Origin of the sequence: Kocuria sp. CPCC 205258, from assembly GCF_040981005.1 — a bacterium.
GTDB classification, from domain to species: domain Bacteria; phylum Actinomycetota; class Actinomycetes; order Actinomycetales; family Micrococcaceae; genus Kocuria; species Kocuria rosea.
Map to the genome: position 1 here is coordinate 49,660 of NZ_JAVKPS010000014.1, position 18,984 is coordinate 68,643.

Annotated in this window: 16 protein-coding genes; 11 read left to right on the plus strand and 5 right to left on the minus strand. The window is 73.9% G+C overall.

Annotated features, from left to right (window positions below; all coding sequences use genetic code 11):
• Positions 1-267: 267 nt before the first annotated feature.
• Positions 268-1,917 (plus strand): DASS family sodium-coupled anion symporter, encoded by a 1,650-nt coding sequence (locus RF644_RS17160; protein ID WP_368797406.1) that lies wholly within the window; start codon positions 268-270, stop codon positions 1,915-1,917.
• A gap of 40 nt (positions 1,918-1,957) precedes the next feature.
• On the opposite strand, the gene RF644_RS17165 is transcribed toward RF644_RS17160, so the two are convergent.
• Entirely contained in the window at positions 1,958-2,794 is an 837-nt protein-coding gene (locus tag RF644_RS17165) for an endonuclease/exonuclease/phosphatase family protein (protein WP_368797407.1), read from the minus strand.
• A 14-nt stretch (positions 2,795-2,808) separates the two neighbouring features.
• Positions 2,809-3,372, minus strand: coding sequence for a Dps family protein (locus tag RF644_RS17170; protein WP_109243685.1), 564 nt, complete (start codon positions 3,370-3,372; stop codon positions 2,809-2,811).
• A gap of 224 nt (positions 3,373-3,596) precedes the next feature.
• Between RF644_RS17170 and RF644_RS17175 the strand changes: the two genes are divergently transcribed.
• The 4 genes from RF644_RS17175 to RF644_RS17190 all read left to right on the plus strand — a co-directional run bounded on the left by RF644_RS17175 (position 3,597) and on the right by RF644_RS17190 (position 8,264).
• Complete coding sequence (locus tag RF644_RS17175) at positions 3,597-3,821, plus strand: hypothetical protein (RefSeq protein WP_368797408.1); 225 nt, start codon at positions 3,597-3,599, stop codon at positions 3,819-3,821.
• Positions 3,822-3,850: 29 nt separating this feature from the next.
• Positions 3,851-4,399, plus strand: coding sequence for a hypothetical protein (locus RF644_RS17180; protein ID WP_368797409.1), 549 nt, complete (start codon positions 3,851-3,853; stop codon positions 4,397-4,399).
• Between the two features lie 72 nt (positions 4,400-4,471).
• Complete coding sequence (locus tag RF644_RS17185) at positions 4,472-6,508, plus strand: FAD-dependent oxidoreductase (protein WP_368797410.1); 2,037 nt, start codon at positions 4,472-4,474, stop codon at positions 6,506-6,508.
• A 127-nt stretch (positions 6,509-6,635) separates the two neighbouring features.
• Positions 6,636-8,264 (plus strand): amidohydrolase, encoded by a 1,629-nt coding sequence (locus tag RF644_RS17190; RefSeq protein ID WP_368797411.1) that lies wholly within the window; start codon positions 6,636-6,638, stop codon positions 8,262-8,264.
• A 26-nt stretch (positions 8,265-8,290) separates the two neighbouring features.
• Here RF644_RS17190 and rraA read toward each other — a convergent pair whose 3' ends face one another.
• The 3 genes from rraA to RF644_RS17205 are packed head-to-tail and all read right to left on the minus strand — an operon-like array spanning position 8,291 to position 11,107.
• On the minus strand, positions 8,291-8,770 hold the full coding sequence (rraA, locus tag RF644_RS17195) for a ribonuclease E activity regulator RraA (RefSeq protein ID WP_017834086.1): 480 nt from the start codon (positions 8,768-8,770) through the stop codon (positions 8,291-8,293).
• Between the two features lie 41 nt (positions 8,771-8,811).
• Complete coding sequence (locus RF644_RS17200; RefSeq protein ID WP_368797412.1) at positions 8,812-10,374, minus strand: MDR family MFS transporter; 1,563 nt, start codon at positions 10,372-10,374, stop codon at positions 8,812-8,814.
• A 4-nt stretch (positions 10,375-10,378) separates the two neighbouring features.
• Positions 10,379-11,107 carry a PepSY domain-containing protein gene (locus tag RF644_RS17205; RefSeq protein WP_368797413.1) on the minus strand — a complete coding sequence of 243 codons (729 nt, stop codon included), beginning with the start codon at positions 11,105-11,107 and terminating at the stop codon, positions 10,379-10,381.
• A 172-nt stretch (positions 11,108-11,279) separates the two neighbouring features.
• On the opposite strand from RF644_RS17205, the gene RF644_RS17210 reads away from it, so the two are divergent.
• Genes RF644_RS17210 through RF644_RS17235 form a run of 6 tightly spaced genes read left to right on the plus strand, consistent with a single transcriptional unit; the run spans position 11,280 to position 18,983 of the window.
• Entirely contained in the window at positions 11,280-12,056 is a 777-nt protein-coding gene (locus RF644_RS17210) for a DUF3662 and FHA domain-containing protein (protein ID WP_095651319.1), read from the plus strand.
• Complete coding sequence (locus tag RF644_RS17215) at positions 12,057-12,554, plus strand: FHA domain-containing protein (protein WP_133411437.1); 498 nt, start codon at positions 12,057-12,059, stop codon at positions 12,552-12,554. It begins immediately after the preceding gene.
• A 3-nt stretch (positions 12,555-12,557) separates the two neighbouring features.
• Positions 12,558-14,042 carry a protein phosphatase 2C domain-containing protein gene (locus tag RF644_RS17220; RefSeq protein ID WP_368797414.1) on the plus strand — a complete coding sequence of 495 codons (1,485 nt, stop codon included), beginning with the start codon at positions 12,558-12,560 and terminating at the stop codon, positions 14,040-14,042.
• Positions 14,039-15,799, plus strand: coding sequence for an FtsW/RodA/SpoVE family cell cycle protein (locus RF644_RS17225; protein WP_368797415.1), 1,761 nt, complete (start codon positions 14,039-14,041; stop codon positions 15,797-15,799). The genes RF644_RS17220 and RF644_RS17225 overlap by 4 nt, the downstream gene beginning before the upstream one ends.
• Positions 15,796-17,241, plus strand: a complete 1,446-nt coding sequence (locus RF644_RS17230; protein ID WP_368797416.1) for a peptidoglycan D,D-transpeptidase FtsI family protein — start codon at positions 15,796-15,798, stop codon at positions 17,239-17,241. Before RF644_RS17225 ends, RF644_RS17230 begins: the two co-directional genes overlap by 4 nt.
• Positions 17,238-18,983, plus strand: coding sequence for a protein kinase (locus tag RF644_RS17235; RefSeq protein WP_368797417.1), 1,746 nt, complete (start codon positions 17,238-17,240; stop codon positions 18,981-18,983). Before RF644_RS17230 ends, RF644_RS17235 begins: the two co-directional genes overlap by 4 nt.
• The last annotated feature ends 1 nt before the right edge of the window (position 18,984 follow it).

Sequence of the window (18,984 nt, forward strand, 5' to 3'; positions counted from 1 at the left end):
GACGGGCGGCGCGGACGACCGGTGACCGGACGGACGGCCTGCCGTGGGCGGCTCCGTTCCCGGATCGGCGACGGGCGTCGTAGCGCATCGTGCTCCTCGGGACGGAGGGTCGATCCCGACCCTACCAGCCGGATCCGGGGCCTGCCGGGCCTCGCCGAGCCGTCCGGCCGGGCATCCCGGCGCGGTGTCCCGGATCACACCGGGCTCGCCGGCGCCCCTAGACTGGGGGCATCCCGACCCGCCACCACGAGAGGACGTGGAGCAGACATGGCCAGCACACCGTCCGTCCCCGAAGCCCCGTCGACGCAGCGCAGCAGTCCCCGGCCGAGCGGCGGGGAGGACGCCGAGCACCGCTCCCCCGGGGAGGAGGCGCCCGCGGTGCACGCCAAGACACACCGGATCAGGTGGGCGGGGCTCGTGGCCGGCCTGGTCCTGGCCCTGCTGGTCTACGCCGTCATGCCCGCCGACCTGGCCCACCCTGCCAAGCTCACCGCCGCCACCGCGGTGCTGATGGGCGTGTGGTGGATGACGGAGGCGATCCCGATCCCGGCCACGGCCCTGCTCCCGCTGATCGTCTTCCCCGTGCTCGGGGAGGACGTCGCCGTGGACGACGTCGGCGCCTCCTACGGCAGCAACATCATCTTCCTGTTCATGGGCGGGTTCCTGCTGGCGCTGGCGATGCAGCGCTGGAACCTGCACCGCCGGATCGCCCTGCGGACCGTGCGCGTGATGGGCACCAAGCCGGCCCAGATGGTGGCCGGGTTCATGCTGGCCACCGCGTTCCTCAGCATGTGGGTCTCCAACACGGCCACCGCCGTGATGATGCTGCCCATAGGGGTGTCCGTGCTGCTCCTGCTGCCCAAGCTGCTCGAGGACTCCGGTGCGTCGGCCGGCGGCACGGACGGCGGCGCCCTGGAGGACGCGGACCTGGAGGGCGCCGACCCGCAGAGCGACGAGGTGAAGGAGGCGGTCATCGCCTCCAACTTCGGCACCGCGCTGATGCTGGGCATCGCCTACGCCGCCTCGATCGGGTCCCTCAGCACGATCATCGGCACCCCGCCGAACACCCTGATGGTGGGCTACCTCCAGGAGGCGCACGGCATCGACGTCGGCTTCGGCCAGTGGATGCTCGTGGGCGTGCCGCTGTCCGCCGTCATGCTCGTCGTCGCCTGGTTCCTGCTCACCAAGGTGCTGTTCAGACCGGAGATCGACGAGATCCCCGGCGGCCGGAAGCTCATCAGCCAGGAGCTGGAGAAGCTCGGCCCCATGTCCACCGGCGAGAAGCTGGTGCTCGCGATCTTCGCGCTGGCCGCGCTCAGCTGGGTGTTCGTCCCCATCGTCTTCGACTCCCCGCCCATCAGCGACGCCGGCATCGCCATGGTCGTGGGGCTGCTGCTGTTCCTGCTCCCCGCCGGGGCCCGGCGGGGAGTGCGGCTGCTGGACTGGGAGTCCGCGGTGAAGCTGCCGTGGGGCGTGCTGCTGCTCTTCGGCGGGGGGCTGGCCCTGTCCGCGCAGTTCACCTCCTCCGGCCTGACCGACTGGATCGGGCAGGCCGCCGCGGCGCTGGGCGCGGTGCCGGTCGTCCTGGTCGTGGCGATCTTCGCCGCCGGCATCCTCTTCCTCACGGAGCTGACGAGCAACACCGCCACGGCGGCCACGTTCCTGCCCGTCTCCGGGGGCGTGGCCCTCGGCCTGGGACTGGACCCCGTGCTGCTGGCCATCCCGGTGGCCCTCGCGGCCACGTGCGCGTTCATGCTGCCGGTGGCCACCCCGCCCAACGCCATCGCGTTCGGCTCCGGCTACGTGACCATCGGGCAGATGATCAAGGGCGGGCTGTGGCTGAACCTCATCGGGATCGTCCTGATCACCCTCGTGACCATGACGCTGGGCGTCTGGGTGTTCAGCATCGTGTACTGACCGGCCCGCCCCACCGGGCGGGCGCACGGCGGCCCCGGCCTCAGGAGGCGGGGCCGCCGTCGTGCTCGAGCTCGGCCAGCACCGGGAAGTGGTCCGAGGCCCACACCCCGCGCGGGCGCTCGGCCAGGACCCGGGCGTCGAGCACGCGGACCGGGCCGCCGTACAGGATCCAGTCCAGGCGCGGCGTCCTGGCCCCGGGCTCCCGGTAGCGGGGGAAGGTCCCCGCGGCGTCCGGGGGCAGAGTGTCCCGCAGCCCGCCGGCGAGCGCGGCGTCCCAGGTGCGGGAGCGGCCGGCGGCCGCGTTCATGTCCCCGAGGAGCACCAGGGGACCGTCCCACCCGAGGAGGAGGCCCTGGAGCGCGGCCAGCTGGCGCAGCCGCGCCCGCTCCGGCCACGGGTCGAGGTGGGTGGCGCCCACCCGCCAGGACACTCCCGTGCGCCGGTCCGTGAGGTCGGCCAGCACCAGGGTGCGGGGGAAGAGGTCCCCCGGCACCTTCGACCCCGGGACCTCCGGCAGCGCGGACAGCCACCGCTGCTGCCAGCCCTCGATCCGGAAGCGGGCGGTGTCCACGGCCAGCAGGCACCGCTCGCCGCCGCCGTCGGCGTCCCGGCCCCCGCCCAGGAGGACGTGGTCCGGGCCCAGGGCCTGCCGGACGTGGTGCAGCTGCTCCGGGAGGACCTCCTGGAGGGCGGTCAGCTCCGGCCGGTGGGCCCGGAGCACGGCCTGCACGGCGGGGGCCCGGGTGAACCACGCGTCCGGCGCCGTCCGGCCGTACTTCGGCAGGGGACGCCGGACGTTGAAGGACATGGCCGTGAACGCGCCCCGGCCCCGCGGACCACGGGGGTCGGCGGGGCCGGGGCGGGCGTGGGCTGCCACGGTCGCGGGACGGACTACTGGGCGGCGGACTCCGCCGCGCCCTGCTCCGTGCGGGCACCGCCGTGCTGGAGGTCGCCGCCGCTGTTCTCGAGGTGGGCGCGCATGAACCACTGGAAGAGCTCGAGCTCCTTGACCTGGCCGATGAGCATGTCCTCGGTGACGGGGTCGAGCTCGCCGACCTTCTGGATCGCGTCGCGGTGGTCCTCGATCACGCCGTTGTAGACGATGTCGAGGGCGGCGAGGTGCTCCACGCCGGTGGCGCGGTGGACCGAGTAGTCGTCCCAGGTGCGGGCCTGGACGAGATCGCCCGGCAGACCGGAGGGGCCCACGCCCAGGGTGGCCATGCGCTCGGCGAGCTCGTCGACGAAGCCGCGCACGAGCTCGATCTGCGGGTCCAGCATCTCGTGGACCGAGATGAAGTTGGGGCCCACCACGTTCCAGTGGGCGTGCTTGAGCGTGAGCTGGAGGTCGTTGAGGGCGTGCAGGCGCTGCTGGAGCGTCTGGGCGACCTCGTGACCGTTCTCGGTGGACAGGCCGGGCACGGTGTAGGGGGCGGTGCGCTGGTTCGGGGTGGCCATGAGTTCGTCTCCGTGTTTCCGGCCGCCGCGGGGCGGCGGCCTGGCTCGACAACTGCGGGCGGCCCGCGGGACGGGCCTCTGCCCCCACTATGGCACGCCCCCCACCCACTGTCAGCACCCTGTCCATTCGCTTCGCTGTCCGCGATATCCGGGCGGTGCGCGCCCGCCGCCGGACGCCTGATCGGGTCCTTGCCAGGACGGGGAGCCACTGATTGGCTGGTCCCATGGACACGACTCCCGCCTCCGGCGACCAGCTCCCCGACGATCCGCACCTGGCCGACGACGTCGGCATCCCCGACACCCCGGCGCGCGACCTCGAGACGGCCCCGGACCCCCTGGGCCAGACCAACGCCGGCCAGCGCGTGCCGAGCGCGGGGGACGCCGCGGACCCCGCCGACCCGGACTTCGGCGCGGACGCGGACGGTCCCGGCCCCACGGCCGGGGACTGACCCGGCGCGCCGCCGCTGCCCTGGGTCCCATGAGCACCCGCAGCACCAGCACCGCCGGGATCGCGCGGGCCACCGGCGTCCCGTGGGAGACCTGGACGGCCCGGCTCGACGAGCTCGGCGCCCGGACGATGGGCCACGCCGAGCTCGCCCGCCGGGTGGCGGAGCGGCTCGAAGGCGTCGTCGAGAACCACGAGTGGTGGGCGCAGTCCGTCGCGGTGGCCTACGAGCAGCACACGGGAGCCCGCCGGCCCGGGCAGGCCGGGGACGGCACCTTCGGGGCGAGCGCGAGCCGCACGGTGGCCGGCACCCCGGACGAGGCGCTCGCCCGGTGGACGGCGCTCATGGCCGGCCGCACGGAGGTCGGCGGCGTCCCGTTCCAGCAGCCGCCCACCACCGCCGCCACCGAGAAGTGGCGCTACTGGCGCGTCCGCCTCGCCGACGGGACCAGGGTCTCCGCGAACATCGGCGCCAGGGCGGGCGGCCGCGCCACGGTGGCCCTCGCGCACACCGGACTGGCCTCCGCGGAGGACGTCCTGCGGTGGCGCGCGGCCTGGAAGGACCTGCTGGCCGCGCTCTGAGCCCGCGCCGCGCTTGTGAGGCGGCTCACTCCTCGCCTACGGTGACCAAGTACCTGAGACGAGGAGTATCACATGACCGTGCCCTATCCGCGCCTGCTCGCACCCCTGGACCTGGGCTTCACCACCCTGCCCAACCGGGTGCTCATGGGATCGATGCACACCGGTCTCGAGGAGCTGCCCGGAGGGTTCGAGCGGCTCGCGGAGTTCTACGCGGAGCGCGTGCGGGGCGGGGTGGGGCTCATCGTCACGGGCGGCGTGGGGCCGAGCCCCGAGGGCGCCACCCGGGCCGGGGGCGCCCTCCTGCGCACGCCCGAGGAGGTGGCCCGACACCGCGTGGTGACCGGCGCCGTGCACGCCGAGGGCGGCAGGATCGCCCTGCAGATCCTGCACTCCGGGCGCTACGCCAAGGCCCCGGCCGCCGTGGCCCCCAGCCCCCTGCGTGCCCCCATCAGCTCCGTGGTGCCGCACGAGCTCACCGCGGAGGAGATCGAGCGGACCATCGAGGACTTCGCCCGCACCGCCGCGCTCGCCCGGGAGGCCGGCTACGACGGCGTGGAGATCATGGGCTCCGAGGGCTACCTCATCAACGAGTTCGTCGCCGCCGAGACCAACCACCGCACCGACGAGTGGGGAGGGTGCTACCCGAACCGGATGCGCCTGCCCGTGGAGATCGTCCGCCGCGTCCGCGAGCGCACCGGCCCGGACTTCGTCCTCATCTACCGCCTCTCCATGCTGGACCTGGTCCCGGGCGGCTCCACGCTCGAGGAGGTCGTGGCGCTGGCCCGGGCGGTCGAGGCCGCCGGCGCCACCCTGCTCAACACCGGCATCGGCTGGCACGAGGCGCGCATCCCCACGATCGCCACGGTCGTCCCCCGCGGCGGCTTCTCCTGGGTGACGCGCCGGCTCAAGGGCGAGGTCGGGATCCCGCTGGTCGCCGTGAACCGGATCAACACCCCGGAGACGGCGGAACGGATCCTGGCGGACGGGGACGCCGACATGGTGTCCCTGGCCCGGCCCCTGCTCGCGGACCCGGACTTCGTGGTCAAGGCCGCGCGCGGCCGGGCGGACACCATCAACACGTGCATCGCGTGCAATCAGGCGTGCCTGGACCACACCTTCGCGGGCCGCACCGCGTCCTGCCTGGTCAACCCGCGGGCCGGGCACGAGACCCTGCTGCGCCTCGGCCCCACCCGCCGGGCCGAGCGGATCGGCGTGGTCGGCGCGGGCCCCGCGGGGCTGGCCTTCGCCGTCGGCGCCGCGGAGGCCGGGCACGCCGTCACCCTCTTCGAGGCGGCGGACCGGATCGGCGGGCAGTTCCTGATGGCGCTGCGCATCCCCGGCAAGGAGGAGTACGCGGAGACGCTGCGCTACTACGGCGTGCGGCTCGCCGAACTGGGGGTGGACGTGCGGCTCGGGACGGAGGCCGGGCCCGGGCACCTGCGCGGCTTCGACCGGCTCGTGCTCGCCACCGGTGTGGAACCGCGCGTGCCCGCGATCGAGGGGGTGGAGCACCCCTCGGTCGTGGGCTACCGGGACGTTCTGCAGCACGGGGCGCCCGTGGGCCGCCGGGTCGCGGTCCTCGGCGCCGGGGGCATCGGCTTCGACGTCGCCGAGTTCCTCCTGCACTCCGCCGGCACGGACTTCTACCGCGCGTGGGGCGTCGACACGACGCTGTCCGCCCGGGGCGGGCTGGTCCCGCCCCGGCCCGGGCGCCCGGCGCGCGAGGTGACGCTGCTGCAGCGCTCCCCCGGCAAGCTCGGGGCCGGCCTGGGCCGCACGACCGGCTGGATCCACCGGACCTCGCTCCGGGCCGGCGGCGTCCGCACCCTGAGCGGGGTCGTGTACCGGCGGATCGACGACGACGGGCTGCACCTCACCGCGCCGGGGCCCGACGGCACGGAGCCGGTCGAGCAGGTGCTGCCGGTCGACACCGTGGTGCTGTGCACGGGCCAGGAGCCGCTGCGGCGGCTGCACGACACGCTGCTCGGGACCGGCCACGACACCGGCGCCGTGCCGGTGCACCTCATCGGCGGGGCGGACGTGGCGGCCGAGCTGGACGCCAAGCGGGCCATCCGGCAGGCCACGGAGCTCGTCGCCGCCCTCGGCTGACCCCCGGCCCCGGGCCGGCCCCGCGGGACCGGCCCGGGCGGGGCCGGATGCGGCCCACGCCGTGCGGCGATGTGCGGGGCCGGGCCCCGGGTGCCACGATGGGGTCACTCCCGCGGAAAGGATCCCCATGCAGCTCGACCTCCTGCTCGTCAACGCCACGGTCCTGACCATGGACCCGGACCGCCCGACGGCGTCGAGCCTCGGCGTGCACGGCGGGCGGATCGTGGTCCTCGACGACCCGGACGTGCCGGCGGCCGAGACCGTGGACCTCGGCGGGGCCACCGTGCTGCCGGGGTTCGTGGACGCGCACTGCCACACCGCGTGGTTCGGGCTCGGCCTGGCGGAGGTGGACCTCTCCGGCTGCACGTCCCTGGACGAGCTGTACGCGGCCCTGGAGCGCGGCATGGCCGCGAAGCCGCGGGACGAGGAGTGGCTCATGGCCACCGGCTTCCTCCCGGCCACCGTGGGCGGGACGCTGCCCGACATCGACGTCCTCGACCGCATCACGGGCCGCACGCCGCTGTTCGTCCGGCACACGTCCGGCCACGCGGCGGTGGTGAACTCCGAGGCGCTGCGGCGGGCGGAGATCTTCACCCCGGGGACCCCGGACCCGGTGGGCGGACGGGTGGTGCGGGACGACACCGGCCGCGCCACGGGCCTGGTCGAGGAGACCGCGCAGGCCGTGGTGCAGGAGCTGTTCCGCCCCTACCCCGTGGACCGGATCGTGGCGGCGCTCGACCGCGCCACCGCCCGCTACGCCGCCGAGGGCATCACCACGTTCGCCGAGGCGGGGGTGGGCGCCGGGTGGATCGGGCACAACCCCTCCGAGCTGCAGGCCTACCAGCAGGCCAGGGACGCCGGCGTCCTGCACGCCCGGGCCCAGGTGATGCCCGTGCTGGACGTCCTGCACGGGATCGGCGGGCTCGGGGACGGCTCCGAGCGCGGGCTCGACCTCGGGCTGCGCACCGGCTTCGGCGACGACGAGCTCAGGCTCGGACCGGTCAAGGTGTTCGTGGACGGCTCGCTGCTCGGGGAGACCGCCGCCGTGACCGAGGCGTTCTGCGGAGGCCACTCGACGGGCTACTTCCAGGAGAACCCCGAGCAGATGGCCGAGGCGATCCACGCGGCGTACCGTGCGGGCTGGTCGGTGGCCGCCCACGCGATCGGGGACCGGGCCATCGACTTCGCGATCGACGTGATCACCCGCTGCCAGGACGAGCACGGGCGCCACCGGCTGCCGAACCGGATCGAGCACGCGAGCATCACCCGCCCGGACCAGCTGCCGCGGCTCGCGGCCGCGGGGATCGTGGTGACCCCGCAGATCGGCTTCCTGCGCCCCATGGCCGCCCAGTTCCGCCGGCTCCTGGGCCCCGAGCGCACGGACTGGACCTATCGGGGCCGCAGCTTCCTGGACGCCGGGGTGCGGGTGGCGGGCAGCTCCGACCGGCCGGTCGCCGACGGCGACGTGCTGCGCTCGGTCCAGGCCTGGACCGACCGCCTCGACGGCGACGGGCGGCGGTTCGGTCCCGCCGGGGAACGGCTCGACGTGCTGCAGGCCCTCGCCGCCTACACGTCCGAGGCCGCGAAGGCGCTGGGGATGTTCGACCGGATCGGCTCGCTGGCCCCGGGCAAGCTCGCGGACCTGGTGGTGCTGGAGGAGAACCCCCTCGAGGTGCACCGGCGGGGCGGGTCGGTGGAGCACATCGGCGTGCGCGCGACCTACCGCGGCGGCCGGCTCACCCACCGCGCCGGCTGAACGGCGCCGGACGGAGCGGACGGCGCTCAGCCCTCCACGAGGATCCCGTCCTCGTCGGCCCACACCGTCCGGCCCGGGCGGAAGGTCACGCCCTCGATGACGACCGGCACGTCCTGCTCCCCGACGCCGTCCTTGGCGGACTTGCGCGGGTTGGAGCCCAGGGCCTTGACCCCGAGGGGCAGCCCGGCCAGGGCGACCCGGTCCCGCACGGGGCCGTTGATGATGACCCCGGCCCACCCGTTGCGCACCGCGGACTCGGCGATCATGTCCCCCATGAGCGCCGTGCCCATGGAGCCGTGGCCGTCCACGACGAGGACCGCACCCTCCCCCGGGGAGTTGAGCACGGCCTTCACCAGGCCGTTGTCCTGGAAGCAGCGGACCGTGCGCACCGGCCCGGTGAACGCGGCCGTCCCGCCCAGGTCGAGGAACTGGCGCGGGCAGGACATCAGCTGCTCCCCGCGCTCGTCGTAGAGGTCGGCGGTGGTGAACGGGCGCGGATCGGTCATGAGCTGCTCCTGAGGCATCCGGTGGTGGTTCCGGCACCAGCCTAGCCAGCGGAACCGCCGCGCTCGGCCCCGGCGGGCGCCGCGGCCGGCCCCGGCGCCTCCTGCCGCGCGGCGGGCACGGTCGTGCCCAGCGGGATCTCCTCGATGAGCAGGGACAGCACGAGGCACGCCGCCGCGACCGGAAGACCCCACAGGAAGATCGGCGGCAGCGACTGGGCGAAGGCCTGCGCGACGGCCTCCTGCACCGGGGCGGGCAGTCCCGCGAGCACCTGGGGGCTCAGGGCGTCGAGGTCGAGGGCGGGCACGGCGCGGCCCGCGAGCGCGTCGTCGAGCCGGGCGACGAAGACGGAGCCGAACACGGCGATCCCGAAGGACGCCCCGATCTGGCGGAAGAAGTTCGACGACGACGTCGCGGCCCCCAGCTCCGCGGGCGGCACCGCGTTCTGCACGATCAGGACGAGGTTCTGCATGAGGCAGCCGATGCCGAGACCGGTGACGGCCATGCCCGCGGCCGTCAGGGCGTACGGGGTGGTCTCGTCGATCAGCGAGAGCAGCGCGAGCCCGGCGGCCATCACCGCGGAGCCCAGCACGGGCCAGTGCTTGTAGCGCCCCGTGCGCGCGATGCGGCGACCCGTGCCGATCGTGCCGACGAGCATCCCGGCCGTCACGGGGATCATCATCAGGCCGGCGGTGGTGGCCGAGGCGCCGTCGACCATCTGCAGGTAGGTGGGCAGGTAGGTGATGGTCGCGAACATGATCACGCCCATGCCGACGGCCGCCGCGGTGGGCACCACGAAGTTGCGCACCCGGAACAGGTGCAGCGGGATGATCGGCTCCGCGGCGCGGCGCTCCACCAGCACGAACAGCACGCCGAGCACCAGGACCGCCCCGGCGAGGCCGAGGATCCGCGGGCTCGACCACGCGTACGCCGTGCCGGCCCACGTGGTGAGGAGCACGAACGCCACGCTGCCCAGCGCCAGCAGCGCCGTCCCGAGCACGTCGAGCCGCACCCGTCCCCGGGGGACGTGCGGCAGGTGCAGGAACCGGGGGATGAACAGGAGCGTCACCAGGCCCAGGGGCAGGTTGATGTAGAACACCCACCGCCAGCTGACGAGGTCCGTGAGGAACCCGCCGACCAGCGGCCCGCTCACCGAGGCGAGACCGAAGGCCGCCCCGATCACGCCCATGTACCTGCCGCGCTCGCGGGCGGGCACGAGGTCCGCGATGATCGCCTGCGCCCCGATCAGGAGGCCGCCGCCGCCCAGTCCCTGCAGCGCGCGGAGGACGATGAGCTGCGTCATGTCCTGGGCGGCGCCCGAGAGCACGGAGCCGAGCAGGAAGACCACGACGGCCACCAGGAAGATCCGCTTGCGCCCGTAGAGGTCGCCCAGCTTCCCGTAGACCGGCAGGCCCACGGTCGCGGCGAGCACGTACGCCGTGACCACCCAGGAGATCCGGTCGAGCCCGTCCAGGTCCCCGACGATCGAGGGCAGCGCCGTGGCCACGATCGTCTGGTCGAGGGCGGCCAGCAGGACCGCCATGAGCAGGCCCAGGAACGTCAGCCGCAGCCGGCGGCGCTCCGTGCGGCCGGGATCCGCGACCACCGGGTCAGCGGTCGATCTTCAGCACGGAGCCGTCCTCGACGTTGACGAACACGTCCACGGAGTTGCCGTCCGGCTCGTCGATCTCGACCTCCCACACGGTCGTGCCGTCCTCCGTCTCGAGCTGCGCCTCGTCGACCGTGCCGTTGACCGTCTCCAGCGCCGTGGCCAGCCCCTCGTCGAGCGGCACCTGGACCTGGGCGAGCTTCTCGCCGTCGTCGCTGTCGAGGCCGCCCTCCTCCTCCTGGCTGATCACGTCCTCGCCGTCCTGCGAGACGTACACCTGGTGCTCGCGGTCGTCGGCGGCGACGGTGATCTCCCAGCTGGCCGGGCTGTCCTCCCGTCCGATCTCGAAGGCCTGGGCGTCACCGCCCACCGCGTCCTCGGCCGCGGCGACCGCGGAGGCCACGGCGGCCGCCTCGCCGCCGGACCCGCCGGTGGCGTCGTCGCCGGGGCTATCCGAGGGCGAGGCCGAGCCGGAGGCCGTGGCGCTGCCGTCGTCGTCGGGGGTGGCGGTGTCGTCCGGGCTCGCACTGTCGTCCGGCGTGGCGGTGTCGTCCGGGCTCGCGGTGTCGTCCGGGGTGGCGGTGTCGGCCGGGGCGCCGGTCTCCGCCGGGGCGGTGGTGCCGTCACCTCCGGCGCCGCCGTCACCCCCGTCGCCGCCGCAGCCCGTGAGGAGCAGGGCGGAGAGGACGAGCGCCGCCAGGGACAGGTGCCTTCGGTCAGTGTGCTTCATACCCGGGATTCTTCTCCCCTGCAGAGCCCCTGGCAAGGACGTGACCGGGGCGCTGACCCGCCGGGCGCGGACCCCCCACCGGGCTCACAGGCGTCGCGTCTACTATCCTGGAGAGCGCCTGACCCGGGACCGGGTGCATGCGCACCGTGATCGACGCCAGGAAGGAGGCGGCATGGGATTCCTCGAGAGCCTCGAGAAGAACATCGAGAAGGCCGTCCGCGCCACCTTCTCCACCGGCTCCCGGAAGCGGGTGGAGGCCGTCGAGATCGCCAGCGCCCTCCGGCGGGAGCTCGACCAGGAGGCGTTCACGATCTCCGCCGGCCGCACCATGGCCCCCAACGTCTTCGTCGTGGAGTTCTCGGACGAGGACTTCCCGCGCGCCCAGGACTGGGGCACGCCGCTCGCGGAGGAGCTGTGCGACGTCGTCATCAAGCACGCCCGCAGCCAGGCCTACACCCTCCAGGGGGCGGTGAAGGTGTCCTTCACCCGCAACCCGGAGGTGGAGGCCGGCGAGTTCCGCGTCCACTCCTCGGCCCAGCGCACCGCCGAGTCCCCCAACACCCCCGCCACCCCGAGCGGGCAGCGGATCGCCCGCGGCCACCGCCGGGAGGAGGACGAGGGGGAGCCGACGCGCTCCGTGCCCGCGCAGCACTGGATCCCGGTGCTCGACGTCGACGGCGCACGCTACTCCCTCAACGCGGACTCGATCGTGCTGGGCCGTTCCGCCGAGGCGGACATCACCGTGGAGGACACCGGCGTGTCCCGCAAGCACCTCGAGATCCGGCGGCAGGGCGAGCACTTCGTGGCCGTGGACCTCGGCTCCACCAACGGTTCCTACGTGGACGGGGAGCGGGTGATCGGCCGCACCGAGCTGGTCAACGGCTCCGTGATCACCATGGGTCGGACCAGGATCACGTTCCGCCTCCTGACCCCGAAGGGGAACCGCTGAATGTCCGAACTCACCGTCACCCTGCTCCGCTTCGGCTTCCTGGCGCTGCTCTGGATCTTCATCTTCAGCATCGTCGCCAGCCAGGGTCGTGACCTCGCGGTCGGCGGGAAGCTCCCGGCGGTGCTCACGAGGTCCCGCGCCGAGCGCCGGGGCGCCGCGGAGGACCCGGTGCCGCCCGCCGCCGGCCCGGGCACCGGGCAGCGCTCCCGTCCCCAGACCCTGGTCGTCCTCGACGGCCCGCTCCGCGGCCGCAGCTACCCGCTGGGCAACGCCCCGGTGCTGCTGGGCCGCTCCCCCGAGGCCACCGTGCCCCTCGGGGACGACTACGCCTCGGGGCGCCACGCCCGGCTGTTCCCGCAGGGCTCCCGCTGGTTCCTCGAGGACCTCGGTTCCACCAACGGCACCTTCGTCGGCCAGCAGCGCCTCTCCCGGGCCGTGCCGCTCGACCCCGGGACCCCGTTCCGGGTGGGCAAGACCGTCCTGGAACTGAGGTCCTGACGCATGGCGATCGCCTTCCGCTACGCCGCGCGCTCCGACGTGGGCCGGGTCCGCTCGAAGAACGACGACTCCGCCTACGCGGGCCGTCACCTCGCCGTGGTCGCCGACGGCATGGGCGGGCACGTGGGCGGGGACGTCGCCTCGGCCTCCGCGGTCATGGACCTCACGAGCCTCGACCGCCCGGACCACCACGGCGACGGCGCCACCGTGCTCACGGACGAGATCCAGAACGCCAACCAGAACCTCGCCAAGCTGGTCCTGGGCAACGCCCGCCTGGGCGGCATGGGCACCACCGTCACGGCCCTGCTCGCGGACCAGGACGAGCTCGTCGTGGCCCACATCGGGGACTCCCGCGCGTACCGGCTGCGGGGCGACGAGTTCCGCCAGGTCACCAAGGACCACACCTTCGTCCAGCGGCTCATCGACGAGGGCCGGCTGCGCCCGGACGAGGCCGAGTCCCACCCGCACAAGAACGTCCTCATGCGCGTGCTCGGGGACGTCGACGCCTCCCCCGAGATCGACGTGGAGACCCTCCGCCCGGAGCGCGGCGAGCGCTGGCTGCTGTGCTCCGACGGGCTCAACGCCGTGGTCCGCCCGGAGACCATCCACTCGGTGCTGGGCTCCACCGACGACCTCAACCAGATTGTGGACACGCTCGTGGAGCTGACCCTGGACCGCGGGGCCCCCGACAACGTGACCGTGGTGGTCGTCCAGGTCTTCGAGACCGACGACACCGCCCCCGTGCCGCAGGCCGGCGAGGCCCGCGGCGCCGTCCCGGACCCGGAGTTCGCCCGCACCTCGGACGAGATCACCGGGGACGCCGGGACGCCGGGGACCGCCGAGGCCGAGTCCTCGGCGGCCGCGCTGCGCCGCGACCTCGCCGCGCGCCCCCACCTGCTGGTGGGCGCCGCCGCCAACGCCACCCAGACCGGGCGCATCCCCACCGTGAGCGACAGCGTCCTGGAGCGCCGCGCGACCCTCCTGCAGACCTCCGCCCCGGACACGCTGGCCGATCCGCGGGACGTCGAGTCGGCGCTGCACCGGGCCGACGCCACCGTCCCGTCCCCGCGCCGGCGCCGCCACCGGCGCGCCGTGGCCGTGCTCGCGCTGGCCACGGCAGGGCTGCTGCTCGTGGCCGGGGGCTGGCTGACGAGCGGCTGGATCAGCTCGCAGTACTACGTCGGCGAGCAGCAGGGCAACGTGGCGATCTACAACGGCGTCTCGCAGTCGCTGGGGCCCGTGAGCCTCAGCGACCTCGAGCGCGCCACGGACCTGCGGGTCGAGGACCTCCCGGGCTTCGCCCAGGAACGGGTCCGCAACGCCATCCCCGCCGGCAGCCTCGAGGAGGCGGAGCGGATCGTGGGCGAGCTGCGCGAGTCCGTGCCCGAGGAGACTCCCGGCCCGGAGCCGCGCCCGACGGGCACCGTCCAGCGGGCCACCGCCTCCCCCACCCCCTCGCCGGCGGCCTCTCCCGGTGGTGACGGATGAGCGCCCCCGCCGCGATGTCCCCCCAGGAGGAGCAGGCCGAGCCCCGCCAGAAGCCGCGGCGGCTCACCGAGCTGCTCCTGCTCGTGCTCGCCGTGGGCATCGGCGTGGGCGCGAACGTCCTCGTGGACCCCGACCAGCTGGGCTCGGGGGACCCGCACCTCCTCGTCTCCGGGCTGGTCCTGGGCATCGGCGCGCTGGTCCTGCACGTGGTGCTGCGGCTGCGGGCCAAGTACGCGGACCCCTACGTCCTGCCGATCGTGGTGGCCCTCAACGGACTGGGCATCGCCATGATCCACCGGATCGACCTCACCACGGACCAGACGGCCGCGGGCTCCCAGGTGGTGTGGACGGCCTTCGCCATGACCGCCGCCTGCCTGGTGCTCTGGTTCCTCAAGGACCACCGGGTGCTGCGGCGGATCACCTACATCTGCCTGGTGCTCAGCGGGCTGCTGCTGCTCCTGCCCCTCCTCCCCGGTCTCGGCCTGGAGCTCAACGGCGCCCGGATCTGGATCTCGGTGGGCGGGCGCACCTTCCAGCCCGGGGAGGTCGCCAAGATCACCCTGGCCGTCTTCTTCGCCGGCTACCTCTCGACCAACCGGGACCTCATCCTGCTGGCCGGCAAGAAGATCGGCCCCGTGCGCCTGCCGCGGTTCCGGGACATGGCGCCGATGTTCGCGGCGTGGATCATCGCGATCGGCGTTCTGGTGTTCCAGCGGGACCTCGGCTCCGCGATCCTGTTCTTCGGCCTCTTCCTGGCCATGATCTACCTCGCCACGAGCCGGCTCAGCTGGATCGTCATCGGGCTGCTGCTCGTGGCCGTCGGAGGGTTCTTCGCGAGCCAGACCTTCGGCCACGTGGCGGCGCGCCTGGACTCCTGGCTCAACGCGTTCGACCCGGAGGTGTACAACCGGGCCCCGGGCGGCTCCGGGCAGATCGTCCAGGGCCTGTTCGGGCTCTCCTCCGGCGGGCTCTTCGGGCAGGGGCTCGGCCAGGGCCGGCCGGACCTCGTCTCCTACGCCAACTCGGACATGATCATGACCGCGTTCGGCGAGGAGCTGGGGCTCATCGGCCTGAGCGCCGTGCTCGTGCTGTTCTTCCTGTTCGTCACCCGGGGCTTCCGGGCCGCCCTGGGCACCCGTGACTCCTTCGGCAAGCTGCTGGCGGCGGGGCTGTCCGCGGTCATCGTGCTGCAGCTGTTCGTGGTGGTGGGCGGGGTCACCCGGCTCATCCCCCTGACCGGGCTGACCACCCCGTTCATGTCCGCGGGAGGCTCCTCGCTGCTGTCCAACTGGATCATCGCGGCGATCATCCTGGCGATCTCCCACACGGCCCGCCGGCCCGTGGTCACCGGTCCTGCCACCGAGGCCGACCTCGCCGAGATCGCCGCCCACGAGGCCGCGCTGCGCGAGGCGGCGCGGCGCGACGAGCAGGAGCGCGCCGAGCGCCCGGGACGCCGCCGGGACCGCCGACCCGGGACGGATCCGGACGGGCCCGAGCAGGACGCGGGGCAGTCGGACGGGGAGGACCGCGCCGCCGGACGGCGGGGCACCGGGGCCGACACCGCCCGCGGCCCGGCGGTGCCCGCCGACACCGCCGCCACCGAGCCGATCGCCGCCGCGGGCCTCGACGGGCACCGGGACGCCGAGGACGCGGACCACCACGGCGGCACCCCCACCGAGGCGATGTCCCGCCTCACCGACAAGGACCGCAGGGGCCCCGGCGGGTCCCGGAGCACCGAGAACGGAGGAGCATCGTGAACCGGGCGATCCGACACACCTGGGTGGCCGGCGTGGCGATCTTCACCGTGCTGCTCCTCGCGCTGACCTACGTGCAGTTCGTCGCGGCGCGCAGCCTCGAGGCGCACCCGTGGAACAACCGCAGCCTCTACGACCAGTTCGGCGCGGACCGCGGGGCGATCCTCGTGGACGGGGACCCGAAGGCGTCCTCCGTGCCCTCGGAGGACGACTTCGAGTACCAGCGCGTCTACTCGGACCCGCTGACGTACGGGCACCTCACGGGCTACTTCTCCCTCGTCTACGGCGCCACCGGGCTCGAGGCGGCCCTCGGCGAGGAGCTCTCCGGCGCCTCCGACGAGCAGTTCTACGACCGCGTGGTCTCCATGTTCTCCGGGAACCAGCCCACGGGCGCGTCGGTCGAGCTCACCATCGACCCGGTGCTGCAGCAGACCGCGGCCGAGGTGCTCGAGGGCCGGAAGGGCTCGATCGTGGCCCTCGATCCGGAGACGGGCGCGATCCTCGCCATGGTCTCCACCCCGGGCTACGACCCCAACGAGCTGGCCTCGCACGACTCGGGCTCCGTGATCGCCGCCGCGGAACGGCTCAACGCGGATCCCGACGCACCCCTCGTCAACCGGGCCGTCGCCGGTGACCTCTACGCCCCCGCCTCGACGTTCAAGATCATCGACACCGTGGCCGCCCTCGAGTCCGGGGACTACACCACGGAGACCCTGATCCCGAACCCCCAGGAGCTGCCCCTGCCCGCCACCGACGTGACCCTGCCCAACTACGTGGGCGGCGGCTGCACCGCCCGTGCGGAGGCGGACCTGGAGTTCGCGCTCGAGCAGTCATGCAACACGCCGTTCGCCTCGATCGCCCTGGACCTCGGGGAGGACGCGATCCGGGAGACCGCCCGGAACTTCGGCTACGGGGAGCCCCTCTCGGTGCCGCTCAAGGTGACCCCGTCGGTGTTCCCCGAGGAGCTCAACGAGGCCCAGCTCGCGCTGTCCTCGATCGGCCAGTACGACGTGCGCACCACGCCCCTGCAGGTGGCCATGATGAGCGCCACGATCGCCAACAACGGCGTGCAGATGAAGCCCCAGCTCGTGCGCACGGTGCGCTCCGCCGACCTGTCCGTGATCGAGGAGCTCAACCCGGAGCAGCTGCGCCGTTCCACGAGCGCGGACGTCGCCGGGACCGTCTCGGACCTGATGGTGCAGGTCGTCGAGGACGGCATCGCCCGCGGCGCGGCCGTTCCGGGGGTCGAGGTGGCCGGGAAGACGGGCACCGCCGAGATCGGCTCGGACGAAGGCCTCAACGACTCCTGGTTCACGGGCTTTGCGCCGGCCGACGACCCCCAGGTGGCCCTCGCCGTCGTCTTCGAGGACGTGGACGTGGCGACGGGCGCCTCCCTGACCAGTCCCGGTGCCAAGCGACTCTTCGAGGCGGTGTTGAACAAGTGAGACCATCGTCGAGCACCGTCCTGGGCGGGCGCTACGCACTGACCGATCGGATCGCGATCGGCGGCATGGGCGAGGTGTGGAAGGCCAAGGACCGGGTCCTGGGCCGGATCGTGGCCGTGAAGATCCTCAAGGAGGAGTACAACGGGGACCCGAACTTCCTGCAGCGCTTCCGCGCCGAGGCCCGGCACACCGCGCTCCTGAACCACCCCGGGGTGGCCAACGTCTTCGACTACGGCGAGGAGGAGGGCTCCGCCTTCCTCGTGATGGAGCTGGTCCCGGGCGAGCCGCTGTCCAACATCATCGAGCGGCAGAAGACGCTCGCCCCCGACACCGTGCTCAACTACATCGGGCAGACCGCACGGGCGCTGGCGGCCGCGCACGCCCAGGGCCTGGTGCACCGCGACGTGAAGCCCGGCAACCTCATCATCACTCCGGACAACCGGGTGAAGGTCACGGACTTCGGCATCGCCCGTCTCGCGGACCAGGTGCCCCTCACCGCCACCGGGCAGGTCATGGGCACCGCCCAGTACCTCGCGCCCGAACAGGCCACGGGTCAGACCGCCACGGGGTCCTCGGACATCTACTCGCTGGGCATCATCGGCTACGAGTGCCTGGCCGGGCGCCGCCCGTTCACCGGGGAGTCGCAGATCGCGATCGCCCTCGCGCAGGTCAACGACCCGCCGCCGCCGCTGAAGGACAGCGTGCCCGAGACCGTGCGGGCGCTGCTGATGTCGATGCTGGCGAAGGACCCCAAGGACCGCCCGGCCACGGCCGGCGCCCTGGCCACCGCCGTGGACGCCATCCGCCGCGGGGACGAGGACGCGGCGGTCGCGGCCGTCCCCGGGATGCGCCCCTTCCTCGACCTGCCCGACGACGACGCCACCCAGGCGTTCGAGCCCGTGCGCGACGAGCCGACGCAGGTGCTGGACCGGGACCGCACCGCGGCCGCCGCGGCGACCGGTGCCGCCGCCGCCGGAGGACCACGGCCCATCACCGCCGAGCTGGACGTCGTCGACGGCCCGGAGGACTCCGGGGAGGACTCCGGCACCGGTCCGGCCCGTCCCGAGGAGCGCCGGGAGCGCCGCTCGGTGTGGGCCTGGCTGCTGCCGGTGCTCCTGGTGTTGCTCCTCGTGGCGGGGCTGCTGTGGTTCTTCCTGCTGCGCGAGCCGGCGCCCGTGAGCCAGGAGCCCTCCCCCACGGGCACCGTCTCGACCTCCACGGTGCCCGGCGAGCCGACGCCCCCGGCGGCGGAGCAGCCCGGCGCGGACACCGTGGAGGTCCTCGCCGCCCGCTACGAGGGCCGGCCGGTGGACGAGGTGGTGCAGGAGCTCTCCGACCTGGGCTTCCCCGTGGAGCGGCAAGGCCGCACCGCCGACGAGGAGCAGAACACCGTCCTGTCCCTGAACCCCGTGGGCCAGGTGGCGCGGAGCACCACCATCACGGTGGTCTACTCGACCGGCCCGGACACCGTGGAGCTGCCCTCCGGGATGGTCGGCCGCCCGGCCGACCCGCTGATCGACGAGATCCGGCTCCTGGGCGTGAACATCATCCGCTACGACGAGACCACCGAGGACGCCGAGCCCGGGACCGTGCTGCGCACCCAGCCCCTGGGCGGGTCCACCGTCCGCCCCGGCGACACCATCGAGATGTGGGTCGCCGCGGCGCCCGAGACCACCACCGCCCCCACCACCGGATCGCCCTCGCCCACCGCGACACCGACCGGGCCCGGCCAGGAGGGTTGAG